The organism is Paenibacillus sp. FSL E2-0177, assembly GCF_037992975.1.
GTDB lineage: Bacteria > Bacillota > Bacilli > Paenibacillales > Paenibacillaceae > Paenibacillus_AQ > Paenibacillus_AQ odorifer.
Genome location: NZ_CP150307.1, coordinates 2286609 through 2300227 on the forward strand (window position 1 = coordinate 2286609; position 13619 = coordinate 2300227).

Sequence of the window (13619 nt, forward strand, 5' to 3'; positions counted from 1 at the left end):
TGGCACCCACTACTTGTCCCGCCCATATACTGTGTGAAGAATGCTTAATAGAGAACGGAAGCTGAAACGATAAAATTTCAGTTTTCCGGTTCTTCACAGGAGGGATTGCGGGTGCTCAGCCCATTATTTTCACTGCTATTGCTAGCGTTTGCCTTGAGTTTGGATGGTTTTGGTGTAGGAATTACATATGGGCTGCGTAAAATGAAAATACCACTGCTCTCCGTTCTGATTATCTCGCTCTGTTCGGGGGTAGTTATCTGTGTATCGATGCAGGTTGGGGTTTTGCTTGCCAAGGTAGTGTCTCCGAATGCAGCTTCTATGGTTGGTGCAGTTATACTTGTGCTAATGGGGTGCTGGTCGCTTGTTCAGATGTTGATGCAGAAAGAGAAAGATGCAGATGGCGGACGTAAAGCTGAAACGGTAGATAAGGGCTCATTTTCCGAACAGGCTTGGGCAGAGGTAGCAGCTGATTCTGAAGCGGGTACAGAACCTGTTATGAATGATGAACCGTTGAAATCAGCTGTTTTTTCACTTGAGCTTCGCCGTTTGGGGATTGTAGTACAGATCTTGCGTACCCCGTCTTCTGCGGATATGGATGCCTCAGGAAGCATCTCTTCGATGGAAGCGATGATACTGGGGATTGCGCTCTCTCTGGATGCTTTTGGGGCTGGACTTGGCGCAGCGCTGCTTGGCTTCAATCCGATATGGACATCACTTACAATAGCTTTGTTTAGTGGTACATTTCTATTGCTGGGTATGAAGACTGGACTTAGATTTGCCGGGAACTACTGGATGAAGCATGCTGCCGCATTACCAGCGTTATTATTAATTGCAATGGGAATACTGAAGCTATTATGAGGTGAGTACATGATTATAGGCTTAACCGGAGGAATCGCATCCGGAAAAAGCACAGTGTCTGCACTGCTTGTGAACAAGGGAGCGAGGCTGGTTGATGCCGATGTGATCGCCAGAGAAGTTATGCTTCCCGGGCATGAAGTGTTGGCTGCTGCTGCTAAGCAATTCGGAAAAGAGATCCTTTTTCCGGATGGAACACTGAATAGGGCCAAATTAGGTGAAATCGTCTTTCAAGATCCGGTGGCCCTGCAAACCTTGAACAATTTGACGCATCCTGCCATCCGGCAGGAAATCAAAGACCGTATGTACAGCATGGAGCAGGAAGAGCCGAAGCGGCTTATTATTGTGGATATTCCGCTTCTTTTTGAATCAGGGCTTGAGACCCTGTTCCATGAGATTGTAGTAGTCTACGTTCCCCGTGAAATGCAAATTGCTCGATTAATGGAACGTAATAGGCTCTCTTTAGAAGAAGCAGAAGCGCGATTGAATGCACAGATGGATATTGAGCAGAAACGTAATAAAGCGGACTACATCATCGACAACAGTGGCGATCTTGCGTACACTGAGCAACAGGTTGCTGTGTTTTGGGACAGGCTGGGTTTATCATGAAATGGCTACGTAAAAAAAGAGTACTGCTTCTGCTATTTGTGGGTTTTACGGCAATATTGTTTCTGAGTACTAACTGGATGTCGTGGTTTTATCCCATCCATTTTAAAGATGAGATTCGCAAGCACAGCATCACTTATGAGATAGACCCGTTTCTTGTAACCGCGATTATTCGTGTAGAAACGAACTTCAAAACTGGACGAGAATCCAAAAAAGGCGCACTAGGGCTGATGCAGCTTATGCCGGATACCGCGAAGTGGGCGCTGGAAAAGGCCAAGCTTCCAAACGTATCTATGGAAGAACTCAAGCATGAGCCTTCGGCTAATATTGAACTGGGTACATGGTATCTTTCAACTTTATCCCGTCAGTTCGAAGGTAAACGTACAGCAATTATCGCAGCCTATAATGCTGGACCCGGAAAAGTTCAACGCTGGTTGGACGAAGGGATCTGGGATGGGACAGATGCAACCATTAAAGATATTCCCATTGGTGAAACCAGGCATTATGTACAGCGCGTTAATTATTACTATGATCAGTACACGGACATTTACAAAGAATTTTAATTTCTACCGTGTTATGTATAAAAAGAAGTATTAAACGACCTGTAGGTCGTTTAATACTTCTTCAAAAAGCTTATGTTGGTCAGGTTATTTGTATTGACCTGCCAGTTGTTGTTCTGCCAGGGTTACAAGACGTTTAGTGATGTAACCACCGATCGAACCATTTTCATAAGAAGTTTTATTGCCTTGGTAACCATCTGGGGAAAGCGTGATTCCTAGTTCTTGGGCAACTTCGTATTTAAGTTGTTCCAAGGCACCGCGGGAATTTGGAGCTACAAGGTTATTGGAGTTGTTGCTTTGGCTCATTGCTGTTCACCTCCTCTGTTGGTAACTGTATTATGTGCCGGACTTGCCATTATCATTACAAGAAAAAAACGGTGATTTCTGGAAATAATAAAAAAGCCGTTCAAAAGCCGGATTTATAACGTGCCGGGACCCATACCATTATGTAATAGGAAGTGATGAAGCTTATGAAATGCCCTTACTGTGATCACACAAATACTAAAGTGCTGGACTCGCGACCAGCGAATGAAAATAAGTCAATCCGTCGTAGGCGTGAATGTGAGCGTTGCAGCAAACGTTTCACTACTTTTGAAATGATTGAAGAAACGCCACTCATTGTAATTAAAAAAGACGGCAGCCGTGAGGAATTCAGTCGTGATAAAATACTCCGCGGTCTCATCCGTGCTTGTGAGAAACGGCCGGTTTCTGTGGAACGTCTAGAAAAGATCGTATCCGAGGTTGAGAAATCTCTGCGCGGCATCGCCGTTGCGGAAGTGGAAAGCCAACAGATTGGTGAATTCGTGATGGAGCAGCTCTACCCAGTAGATGAAGTGGCTTACGTTCGTTTTGCGTCCGTATATCGCCAGTTCAAGGATATTAATATGTTCATGAAGGAACTCAAAGGGCTGCTGTCCAAGAGTACGGGAGAATTAGAGGGATTATAGGGTTTTGTCCAGTTAGGGCGTTACAGCCAATCCTAGGGTCTGTTAGGAGTGCTTGTACTGGTTTGTTTCCTCTGAGTTTTGAGCGGGGAATTTGAGTGGAAAAATGAATTTTAAAAAAAGTGTTGACATAGAGGGCGATTTTTTATATTATATAGAAGTCGCCTACGACGCTTGAGTTTATCGGAACAACTCAATTACGACCAAACTAAAATTAAAAAATGTGTGATTACATACATCTGAAATTTCAGTTTGGGGCCATAGCTCAGCTGGGAGAGCGCATCGCTGGCAGCGATGAGGTCAGGGGTTCGATCCCCCTTGGCTCCACCAAACATCATATGGACTCTTAGCTCAGTTGGTAGAGCAGTAGACTCTTAATCTATTTGTCCAGGGTTCGAGCCCCTGAGAGTCCATCCTAAAGAAACGGCAGAAATGCCGTTTTTTTTGTTGTTTGGGGAAGAGTGACTTTTTATTTGGTTTTGATCGTGGTATAGTTTGGGTAGATAAAACGTACAATGCAAAGAGAGTCGTGCGGAAACACGACTCCCAGTGCAGTAGCCGCTTTTAAGGGCGGGGGCTTCGGAAGTTTAGTCAGGAAATAGACCGCATTCCTTTGCGAGAGGGCGGTCTATTTCTTTTTGAGGTAGTTGAGCAATGCAATAATGAACTGCCGAACATGAACATCAATGACAATTGCTGGCTCCAATTACAGACAATCCATATCTAAAGAAACAGCAAGATGCTGTTTCTTTTTTTGTTCCCATTTATTAATTATCATTAAATCCATTAAACTCCTGAAGCATTTGGATAAAGGTTTCAAGCTGTTGATTATCCCATTGGGCTATGCGCTCATAAAATATGAACTCCTTATCCTGTAACGCGTCAAAGGTTTTTTGTCGTCCAAGATCAGTGAGAGTAAGAAGGATCGCTCGACGATCATTAGGAGAGTCTTCTCTTCTAACATAACCCAAATTCTCGAGTTGCTTGATGAGACGGCTGACTGAACTACGATCCATAGCCGTTGATTCTGCCAACACAGAGGCGCTTGTTGGTCCATAAGAGTACAGCCAACGGACTATATGGAAAGCAGCAGGCTGTATAGATGAATCGAAAGCGGCAGCAGTTCTGACATTTAGGGCATGCGAAGCACTAATGAGGGCACTAATTTGTCCACCTAGCTTCAGTTCTAATTGCCCTCTCAACGTGTCTTTACGTTCGGCATTCATTGTTTTGACCACCTAACCTTGTATTTTAAAGTTGTCATACATCTATTTAGTTGACATATGTCAATCATCAACATATAATTGATATATATCAATTATATGATTTGGACAATACGCTGTCAAAATGAAATTGCCCCTGATGAATTCCTGATATAAAGGAGAATGTAGATGATGACAAAGCCGATTATTGTAATTACTGGAGCTACAAGCGGTTTGGGACAACTCGTTGCACTTGAAATGGCTAAGCGAGGTGCCCATCTTGTTCTGACTGCAAGGAGTAAAACGCGTTCGGAAGCAACTGGAAAAATGATAAAGGAGAGCGTACCAGCAGCCGAAATTAGTTTTTTTTACGGAGACCTATCCTCAATGAGGGATGTCACTAGGTTAGGACAAGAAATATCTAATGTTTTTCCGAAGATAGACGTGTTAATAAATAACGCAGGGCTTCATGGGTTTGAACAGCGGATAACTGCCGATGGATTCTCAGAAATGATGGCTGTGAACTATTTTGCACCATGGTTATTGACACATACCTTAGAACGTTCTTTGAGAGCAGCAGGAAGTGCAAAAATCATAAATGTTGCTTCAGAAGCTTCACGCCGTCATGGAGTGCTAAAGTTGCCAGAAGATTTGCTCAATACAGCTTCTTTTACTTCCAGAGGATCTTCTGAGATTTATGGGAAAACCAAACTGTTAAATATTATGTTTACCAGTGAGCTTGCACGCCGCCGGGTGGGAACGGGAATCAGTGTTCATGCATTGAATCCGGGTTTTAACGTTACAGGTCTCGGGCGTGAACTTTGGTTTTCTTCGATGCTTAAGCACTTATTGAATTTCTTTCGTATTGGCGATCCTCGTAAAGGAGCGGAGATCATTATTCGTTTAATGACCGATCCTAAATATCAAGAGAGCAGTGGGGGATATTTTAACGTTGGGACAGGCAATCCCATAGTACCCGTCCAACCGGGAGGAGATAGGGTAATGGAAAATAAATTATGGAACGATACGCGAGACATTTTGCAGCAGAAAGGTTTCTTTGGAAACTGATTTAATTAGTGAAACTAACCTCATGTCCGTTCGAATCACCCATTCATGATCCTGCAGACTGTATAGCTCTTATTTTCTTTATATAGTGAAATTAGTCGAGTGATCGGACCGTAGCGCACTTATTTCCTCTTCAGTAGCAGTATTTTGCTTTGAAAAGACTAAATAAGTGCGTAGGAGTCCGATAGCTTGGGAAAACGCCCCATAATGAGAAAATAAGAGCACCTCGGTCCGTTGTATCTCAACCTTCCGCCAGTCCGACATTTTATAGTACTACGATCAGAAATAGACCGATCCCTTGTGAGAGAGGGCGGTCTATTTTACCGTTCCCGTTAGTTACCGTATTCCTTCAAAAGCGTATCTCACCAACTGCTGCACATAAGCATCGTCTATGGGTTGGCCGGTCACCAGCAAGCGGTAGAATATCGGCCCGTAAATAAGATCGGTAACAACTTCAATATCGAGATTATCGTTCAATTCCCCGCGCTGAACACCCCGTTCCATAAGCAGCCGTGCCTCAAGCCGACGAGGCTGGAAATATCGGGTCCGATAAGCTTCCGCCAAGCCTGAATCCATCTGTCCTTCTCCAATGATCTCCGTAATGATTTTACCCTCTCGACTAATCAGGAACCGGGATAAGTTCGTTGCATGCATGAGAATATCATCGAATACTGAACCTGTGTCAGGTACGGGCAGTCTGTCCGCAGCGGAGGATAGGAATCCATCCATCACCACGGCAGCCTTGTTAGGCCACCATTTATATATCGTAGCTTTGCTGACCTTGGCACGATCCGCTATTTTTTCCACCGTAACTGCTCCAAAACCATTTTCCAATAACAAATCATAGGAAGCGGAAAGAATAGACTTCTCCGTCTCAACATTACGCGGACGTCCTCGTTTACTCTCCATCTGAAATCACCCTTTCGTTAATCTGTCTCCAATCAAAATATAAACTATACGTTCAGTATACTAAAAAAATCTGGAAAAATAAATGACCATCGCCTATTTACAAAACGATACGTTCAGTATATTATTTAAACATGAATTAGTGAACTGAACGTATAGTATTTAAATTATTATGACCATCTGAGGAGGATTCACATGCAAAAAGAACAAGCGGCGAAAGAGAACCACATTTCAAGTTGGATGATGTTTATGTTAGCAGCGGCATGCGGGCTTATCGTGGCCAATCTTTATTATGCTCAAACCCTTGTCGGACCTATCAGTGTCTCGACAGGACTTTCTTCTACAGCCGCAGGCTTGATCGTCACTTTAACTCAAATCGGTTATGTTGTAGGTTTGTTATTTATCGTGCCGCTGAGTGACATTGTTGAGAATCGGCGTCTCACGATAATCACGTTAATGGTTGCAGTGGGTGCATTGCTGGTTGCAGCCTTCGCAGCTAATGCGCCTTTGTTCCTGACAGCATCTTTGTTTATAGGAACCGGTTCTGTGGTAGCCCAAATCCTGGTGCCTTATGCCACCTATTTAGCGTCTGAAGAGCAGCGTGGCCGTGTGGTTGGTAATGTTATGAGTGGACTCTTATTAGGTATTATGTTTGCCCGGCCCGTGGCAAGCTTTATCACCAGCATCTGGGGATGGCAAGCCGTGTTTATTTTTTCAGCGGTCGTTATCACGTTGTTAGCCATTCTTCTGTCGCGATTTCTTCCTGAACGTAAACCTGCACCTTCGGTAAGCTATAGTAAATTAATTGTCTCTTTAGGCACCCTTTTAAAACAAACGCCTATATTGCGCCGACGTGCCTTATATCAAGCTTATTTATTTGGAGCTTTTAGTCTCTTTTGGACGGTGGTTCCGTTGCGGTTGGCGGATGATTTTGGAATGTCGCAGCAAGGGATCGCATGGTTTGCTTTAGTAGGTGTTGGTGGGGCTGTAGCCGCGCCGATTGCTGGAAGACTGGCAGATAAAGGTTGGAGTAAATGGTTAACCGGGCTGGCCATGATCATTGCCACCTTGTCTTTTTTACTAATTCATCTTTTCCATAGCCACTCAACTTTTGCTCTCATCCTGCTCTTTATTTCCGCGATTACATTGGATATGGCCGTATCCGGAAATCTTGTACTCGGACAGCGTGTGATTTATTCATTGGGAAGTGAAGCGAGGGGACGTCTTAATGGGATCTTTATGGCGATTTTCTTCGTGGGTGGAGCCGTTGGATCATCTTTGGGTGGTTGGGCTTATGCCTATGGGGGATGGACCTTCGCTTCACTCATCGGAGTGGTCCTGCCGCTATTGGCTTTGGTTTACTTTTTCACTGAAAAAAGATCAACTAAAGCTGTTGAATAAAGCCTTGCTTTAAGTGTGGGGGTTGGGTTTACGGCAGAATAGACCGCTACCTTTGGTTAGGGCGGTCTATTTCTTTTTGAGGTAATAACGCTTGATAAACGTTAGTTATGCTCCGCTAACTGCACCTCAAACCCGTCCGGGTCCAGGATATAAAAGAACCGCAGGTGGGGATTGGGTGCGATTGGTCCGCGCGCTACTGGGATACCTTGGCTTTTTAAACTCTCCATCGCTTCATCAAGTGACTCCACTTCGAAACCCACAGAAACGCCACATTCCGGCTTCAAAGCCGGGTCACTTCCCTGAATAAGCTCGATCTTGGGTTGCCCCTCCAGACCTAACATGACGATCTGTTTTCCACTGCTCTCAAATCTACGCTCAATGGGTAGCCCCAGTATCCGGTTATAAAAATGAAGGGAAGCCTCCAGATCGCGGACCCGAAGCGTAATCCAATTCATACTCAATTTCATGGTTTTATAGTCTCCTCTGATGAATATTCTATATCGTATATTATACGCTATCATCTTGCACGGAAACAGGGAGAATGGGGAATCAAGAACGTTTAATGAGGATAAAAGCCCGCAAAATCAGCTGTGCAACCAGTGGTTGACAGTATGTAAGGGGAGATAGGTAGTCAATTACAGAACGTTATAATATGATGAGCATGAGGTGATGGCGAATGGACTTTGCAAATAAATTGCAAAGCTATAGGAAACAGAGAGGAATGTCCCAGGAGAACTTGGCGGAGGTGATTGGTGTTTCGCGGCAAGCCGTGTCTAAGTGGGAATCAGGTCAATCCTATCCCGAAATGGATAAGATGATTAGTTTAAGTGAATTATTTCACGTAAGTTTGGATCATCTGGTGAAGGATGCTTCAAGCGATACCAAAGCAGAGCATGTCGCAAGCCCCGTATATGTAGATCTGAATTCCTTATTTCATTATGAGTACAAAAGTAAGAGAACATGCTTTGGTATTCCTCTGGTTCATATCCATTTCGGACGTGGGCTATACGTTGCCAAAGGGGTTATTGCCATAGGTAATGTTGCGATTGGTGCGGTATCCATTGGTATTGTTGCTTTGGGCGGATTATGTTTAGGTGCGCTTGCTTTAGGACTCATCAGTTTTGCAGGTCTGGCTCTAGGGCTTTTGTTAGCCGTTGGGGGCATTGCGGCGGGTACAATGGCCGTTGGTGGAATAGCATTGGGGATATTTGCTGTTGGAGGTTTAGCTGTAGGTATGTTCTCCTTGGGTGGTCTCTCTATCGCTTCCCATATTGCAATGGGTGGATATGCAAGCGGGCATATAGCTATAGGGGATACCGTAAAAGGTGCTTATACCTTTATTACTCAAGATAATAATTTCAACGACATCAAGGGGGAGGAGGTAAGAAAGTTAATTGAGCAAGAATATCCACATCTTTGGAAACCCATTGTGCAGGGAATTATTTCAATCTTCAAATAGCTGATTAATTTGCGGGAATTTCTTTACTGTTGTTTCATATGGATATAATTTGGGTAATAAACGATTGGCGTTTGTCATATATTGATCCGGCAAAAATACTTGTTGCTCAGCAACAAGTATTTTGATTTTGTGTTGGATATTTGTGAAAATATAAAACCTGATATTAGATTTTTTGCTGAAAACCGAAATTTTTACAGAGGAGTATTTATTTGAAAAGCATTCATAAGCGCTTATTATTCTTGCTGCTTGTGTTTATAATTCTACCGTATTTTTTATCCGTGTTGTTGATCTATCGGCAGACGAAAGAGAATGTGGAACGACATGAACTTGAGAACAGCCAAGAGCAAATTCAGCAGGCGTCAGCCGATCTAGAGCAATATTTTGATGAAATCATTAATCTTCCATATATTTTATACCGAAATCCAGACTTATTCAGGGTGTTTGAAGAAGGGTTAGAAGAAGATTTTTATTACAAGCAGCTTGAAATTAATAAGGGTATGACTAACTTCTATCTCATGAGGAGTGAAATTCGTCAGGTCCGTCTATTCATAAACGAAGGGAAAAGCTCATTTACAGTTTATAATGCCATGTTAAGTTCCCGTAAAAGGAATCCGGATTTATTACAGCAAGCTTCCATTCAGAAGCTGATGAGCTCTAATAGCAATGATCTTATTGAAGCTCCGCATCCGATTGAGAACTATAACGATACCTCCATTATGCCTCCTTCGGATAAAACGATGGTCTTGACGGTTCATCACAAAATTGTGGATGTACTAACACAGGAATTTCTGGGCGTCATCACTATAGATATTGATTTGGACAAGATTGCTCATATCGCTAATCATTTTCTACAGAAAAATAAAGAGAGCGTATGGCTTTCCGATGCGGAGAATCATGTCATTTACGCAAGTGATGAAACATGGATAGGCAAAACCGTTCCCGATGAACTGCAAAGGAAAATAAGTCCGATACAGGCAGATACTAAATCTCCAGAAGGAGATATTGTGTTTACTAGAACATTGCAGGAACCGATAAAAGCGTGGCATTTTGCTAAGGTAACCCCGAGCTCTTTTTTATTTGAAGATGTAAGGAAAACTGCCTATACAAACATCATCGTAGGTGTGGTTGTAGGTGGACTGGGCTTGATAATGATAACAATCATTTCTTATGGATTTACACGGCCGATAAAACTGCTTAGTCAAAAAGTCCAGCGTATCGAGGGAAAGAATATGAATGCCCCATTCGACGATATGCGGGAGGACGAAATCGGTATTCTAGAAAGACATATCAAGGAGATGATGAATCGGATCAACCGTCATATTGACCGGGAGTATAAGCTTGAGATAGAGAACAGGAAAAATCAGCATAGGGCGCTAAAGTCGCAAATCAATCCGCACTTTTTATTTAATTCTTTACAATCCATTGCTGCTGTTGCCCTACTCTCTGAATCTCCAAAAGTATATCAACTGATTACCTCTTTATCCAAAATGATGCGGTACTCGATTCGTGTGGATCAGAAGGCGACGGTTCAAAGCGAAGTGGATTATGTCCAGGCTTATTTGAATCTTCAAGCGGAACGTTTTCAGACTGATTTTAGCTATTCCATTGATGTACCTAAAGATATTCTTGATATTCCGGTTCCTAGTATGATCTTGCAGCCGCTCGTTGAGAACTTTTTTAAGCACTGTTATGACGAGGGCTATGAACAAGCTTACATCCATATTTATGGTGAAATACAAGGTGAATATTTGAATCTAGTCGTAGAAAATAACGGAAACAGCGTGACGGATGATGAACTTGAGGCATTAAAAAATAATCTCTACACATCGGTTAACGAAGGCAATCCTTCTTTTGCACATATCGGGTTAAAAAACATTCATGATCGCTTGGTTCTTCATTTCGATCAGACAGCGGGAATCAAACTAGATTCGATGCAGGGACAAGGGTTCACTGTACGGCTAGTAATTCCACTCTACCTAAAGGAGAAGTAACGTTTATGAAAGCTCTTATTGTAGATGATGAGTCTAATGTTAGAAAAATCATCCGTTTTTTGGGACGGTGGGAACAATACGGGATTACCGAAGTGCTGGAAGCCAGAAATGGTCTCGAGGCTAAGGCGTTGATTGAGCAGAAATCTCCAGAAATCATAATGACAGATGTCAAAATGCCCAAAAATAGCGGGATGGAGTTAATCGAGTGGTTGGCTGCTAAAGACTATCCGGGAAAAGTGATTATGATTTCAGGGTTTGACGATTATTGTTTCATGCGTAAAGCGTTTAAGCTGGGATGCTTTGATTATTTGATGAAGCCAATTGAAGAGAAAATGCTGAATGAAACTTTAGAAGGGGCGTTGAGAGCCTGGGAACAAGAAGAGGGAGAACGTCGCAATATGGAGTCCGGATTTTATGAAGAGGTAAAAATGTTTCGCTTAAACAGGGAGATTACTGCTGCTTGTAACGGTGAAGCTTTTGATGCAGGCGAAATTGCCTCGGCTCTCCCACAGGCAGAAGTATACGACTTCACCATGATGTATTTTTACCAATCTCATTATTCGGAGCCATACATTCAGCTTTTGACCGAAGAGCTGGCTACACGGGAGTGGGGAAATGCATTTACGCTTCAAAATGATCCTAATGTCTGTGTGATTCTGTCCCTTCATGGACAGCTTTTCCCGATAGAGGAATGGATTACCCAGCATTTTGATATACCTGTTCGTTTGGTTAGTGGCCCCTCCATCCAATCGCTCGCAGAGATATCGTTATCTTTTCAATCTGTACAAAGGTCTATGGCTGAACAAAATTTTAGAGCAATCCATCGTTTGGCGGATTTAGATGATGTTAGGCGTATGAATGATATTGTCGCATTTGTTGATGAGCATTATATGGAAGAGCTAAGTTTGGACAAATTATCCACCCGGTTTTTTCTGAGCCGAGAACATATCTCGCGGAGATTTAAGCAAGAAGTAGGGATGACTCTTACTAACTACGTCATTCATTTACGAATAAATCAAGCGAAACAGTGGTTACTAGAATCGGATGAAAAGATGTACTCGATTGCCTTAAAGCTAGGGTATCAAGATGAGATTTATTTCTCTAAGCTGTTCAAAAAAAACGTCGGTATGACGCCTGCTGAATATCGTAATTCACAGGGAGCAAGAGAAATAGACGCGGAAGTCAGGATAGCCAATACATAAGTTCATTGTTGAATGCATCTGGGGGAATTATGAAAATAAAAAGGGTTCAAATGATTATCGTGGGGTTGATTACGCTAACGCTTTCTTCATGTGGTGCGCATACACGTCCACTGAAGGAAGCAGATTTGAAGGTAGCGGATAAGGCAGTCACTTTGGAGGTACTGAATCCTAAAGTGGAAATCTCTATAGAATTCGAGCAGATGGTTAAGGAATATGAAAAGGAAAACCCGAATATTAACGTAGAAATTCTAACCTTTGGCGGGGGAGCTAACTACCTTGATGAGCTAAAGGCGAGGTTTGCGGCCAATGTTGGTCCGGATATTTTTCCAAATGGCGGTTATGAAGAAGCGAAGGCATGGAGTAGATATCTTGAGGATTTATCAGATCAACCTTGGGTGGAACAGGCTTATGACGAGGCGCTAGAACCGATGAAGATGGACGGGAAAATATACGGGATGCCAATCAATTTTGAAGGCTACGGTTTTATTTATAATAAGGATTTATTCGCAAAGGCTGGGATTACTCCTCTCCCAACAACGTTTACGGAATTAAAAGTGGCGGCGAAAAAGCTGAAGGCTATAGGTGTGACTCCTTTTTCTGTTGGGTATTCCGATCATTGGTTTTTTGTACTCCTGTTGAATATTGCTATTGCACAACAGGAGGACCCGGATGCTTTTATTCAAGGGTTAAACAACGGAACACAATCTTTTCGAGAGAATAAGGAAGTTAAAGATGTCATTCGGATGCTGGATTTGACCGTACAATATGGTAACGAAAATTTTTTGACAACAGATTATAATTCGGAAGTTGAGTTATTTGCAACAGGGAGAACGGCGATTCTTAAACAAGGGAATTGGGTTCAGTCTAAAATTGATCAAATATCGCCGAATATGAATATCGGTTTTTTACCCATGCCTATTAATGATAGTGCCGAAAACAATGCGTTGCCAGTAGGGGTATCTAATAATTGGGCTGTTAATAAAGAATCTTCGCCAGAAAAGAAGAAGGAAGCCAAAAAGTTTTTGAACTGGATGGTTTCCTCGGAAACAGGGAAAAAGTTCATGAAGGATCGCTTTCATTTTATTTCAGCTTTTAAAAATATAGAGACGGACCGTTCGGGAGCGCTTGTAAAAGATCTTATGCGATACGTCGATGAACAGAAAACTTTATCTTGGAATTGGTTCAAATTCCCTCCCAGAGCAAGAGAGGAGTTTGGCTATCTTATGCAAGCTTATGTAGGAGAGCAAATTAATCGGGATCAATTGCTTCAAGAGCTTCAAAAATCGTGGGATACCCATGTGAAGTAATAAAACCAAATCAATATAACCCTGTAAATGCATCAATTCACGACATACTCATAACGTCTACTCTTCATTAGAATTTAAAAGGGGAACAGCACAAAGGAAGATCGAAACCCAAATTTAAAGT

At 42.6% G+C, this 13619-nt stretch carries 14 protein-coding genes and 2 tRNA genes; 12 read left to right on the forward strand and 4 right to left on the reverse strand.

Translation table 11 applies throughout. The annotated features are described in order from the left end of the window. Window positions 1-111: 111 nt before the first annotated feature. The 3 genes from MHI25_RS10095 to MHI25_RS10105 are packed head-to-tail and all read left to right on the forward strand — an operon-like array spanning window position 112 to window position 2024. Window positions 112-858 (forward strand): manganese efflux pump, encoded by a 747-nt coding sequence (locus MHI25_RS10095; RefSeq protein ID WP_340395350.1) that lies wholly within the window; start codon window positions 112-114, stop codon window positions 856-858. A 9-nt stretch (window positions 859-867) separates the two neighbouring features. Then, window positions 868-1464: a dephospho-CoA kinase gene (coaE, locus tag MHI25_RS10100; RefSeq protein WP_076220141.1), complete on the forward strand. Its 597-nt coding sequence runs from the start codon at window positions 868-870 to the stop codon at window positions 1462-1464. Then, the gene (locus tag MHI25_RS10105) at window positions 1461-2024 is read left to right on the forward strand and encodes a lytic transglycosylase domain-containing protein (protein ID WP_036678971.1); all 564 of its coding nucleotides are present in this window, start codon (window positions 1461-1463) and stop codon (window positions 2022-2024) included. Before coaE ends, MHI25_RS10105 begins: the two co-directional genes overlap by 4 nt. 84 nt (window positions 2025-2108) lie before the next feature. Here the strand turns inward: MHI25_RS10105 and MHI25_RS10110 are convergent, their stop codons facing one another. After that, the gene (locus MHI25_RS10110) at window positions 2109-2327 is read right to left on the reverse strand and encodes an alpha/beta-type small acid-soluble spore protein (protein WP_036678974.1); all 219 of its coding nucleotides are present in this window, start codon (window positions 2325-2327) and stop codon (window positions 2109-2111) included. A gap of 164 nt (window positions 2328-2491) precedes the next feature. On the opposite strand from MHI25_RS10110, the gene nrdR reads away from it, so the two are divergent. From nrdR to MHI25_RS10125, 3 genes are all read left to right on the forward strand, one after another. Next, complete coding sequence (gene nrdR, locus MHI25_RS10115) at window positions 2492-2968, forward strand: transcriptional regulator NrdR (protein ID WP_036678976.1); 477 nt, start codon at window positions 2492-2494, stop codon at window positions 2966-2968. A 251-nt stretch (window positions 2969-3219) separates the two neighbouring features. Then, a tRNA-Ala gene (locus tag MHI25_RS10120) sits at window positions 3220-3295 on the forward strand. A 10-nt stretch (window positions 3296-3305) separates the two neighbouring features. Then, window positions 3306-3378: transfer RNA gene (locus tag MHI25_RS10125), tRNA-Lys, on the forward strand. Between the two features lie 354 nt (window positions 3379-3732). Here the strand turns inward: MHI25_RS10125 and MHI25_RS10130 are convergent. Next, window positions 3733-4191, reverse strand: coding sequence for a MarR family transcriptional regulator (locus MHI25_RS10130; RefSeq protein ID WP_076184289.1), 459 nt, complete (start codon window positions 4189-4191; stop codon window positions 3733-3735). A gap of 165 nt (window positions 4192-4356) precedes the next feature. Between MHI25_RS10130 and MHI25_RS10135 the strand changes: the two genes are divergently transcribed. Continuing rightward, window positions 4357-5235: an SDR family NAD(P)-dependent oxidoreductase gene (locus MHI25_RS10135; RefSeq protein ID WP_340395351.1), complete on the forward strand. Its 879-nt coding sequence runs from the start codon at window positions 4357-4359 to the stop codon at window positions 5233-5235. Between the two features lie 333 nt (window positions 5236-5568). Here MHI25_RS10135 and MHI25_RS10140 read toward each other — a convergent pair whose 3' ends face one another. Continuing rightward, a complete protein-coding gene (locus MHI25_RS10140) occupies window positions 5569-6141 on the reverse strand; it encodes a TetR/AcrR family transcriptional regulator (RefSeq protein ID WP_076308261.1) in 573 nt (190 codons plus the stop codon). 192 nt (window positions 6142-6333) lie between these two features. Here MHI25_RS10140 and MHI25_RS10145 point away from each other — a divergent pair, with 192 nt between their 5' ends. Beyond that, window positions 6334-7539, forward strand: a complete 1206-nt coding sequence (locus tag MHI25_RS10145; protein ID WP_340395352.1) for an MFS transporter — start codon at window positions 6334-6336, stop codon at window positions 7537-7539. Between the two features lie 101 nt (window positions 7540-7640). On the opposite strand, the gene MHI25_RS10150 is transcribed toward MHI25_RS10145, so the two are convergent. After that, complete coding sequence (locus MHI25_RS10150) at window positions 7641-8006, reverse strand: VOC family protein (RefSeq protein ID WP_051491055.1); 366 nt, start codon at window positions 8004-8006, stop codon at window positions 7641-7643. 209 nt (window positions 8007-8215) lie between these two features. Here MHI25_RS10150 and MHI25_RS10155 point away from each other — a divergent pair, with 209 nt between their 5' ends. From MHI25_RS10155 to MHI25_RS10170, 4 genes are all read left to right on the forward strand, one after another. Further along, window positions 8216-8998 carry a helix-turn-helix transcriptional regulator gene (locus MHI25_RS10155; RefSeq protein WP_340395353.1) on the forward strand — a complete coding sequence of 261 codons (783 nt, stop codon included), beginning with the start codon at window positions 8216-8218 and terminating at the stop codon, window positions 8996-8998. Window positions 8999-9207: 209 nt separating this feature from the next. After that, complete coding sequence (locus MHI25_RS10160) at window positions 9208-10989, forward strand: histidine kinase (protein WP_340395354.1); 1782 nt, start codon at window positions 9208-9210, stop codon at window positions 10987-10989. Window positions 10990-10994: 5 nt separating this feature from the next. Then, window positions 10995-12191: a helix-turn-helix domain-containing protein gene (locus MHI25_RS10165; protein WP_076124939.1), complete on the forward strand. Its 1197-nt coding sequence runs from the start codon at window positions 10995-10997 to the stop codon at window positions 12189-12191. Between the two features lie 29 nt (window positions 12192-12220). Beyond that, complete coding sequence (locus MHI25_RS10170; protein ID WP_312148634.1) at window positions 12221-13498, forward strand: ABC transporter substrate-binding protein; 1278 nt, start codon at window positions 12221-12223, stop codon at window positions 13496-13498. Window positions 13499-13619 lie beyond the last annotated feature (121 nt).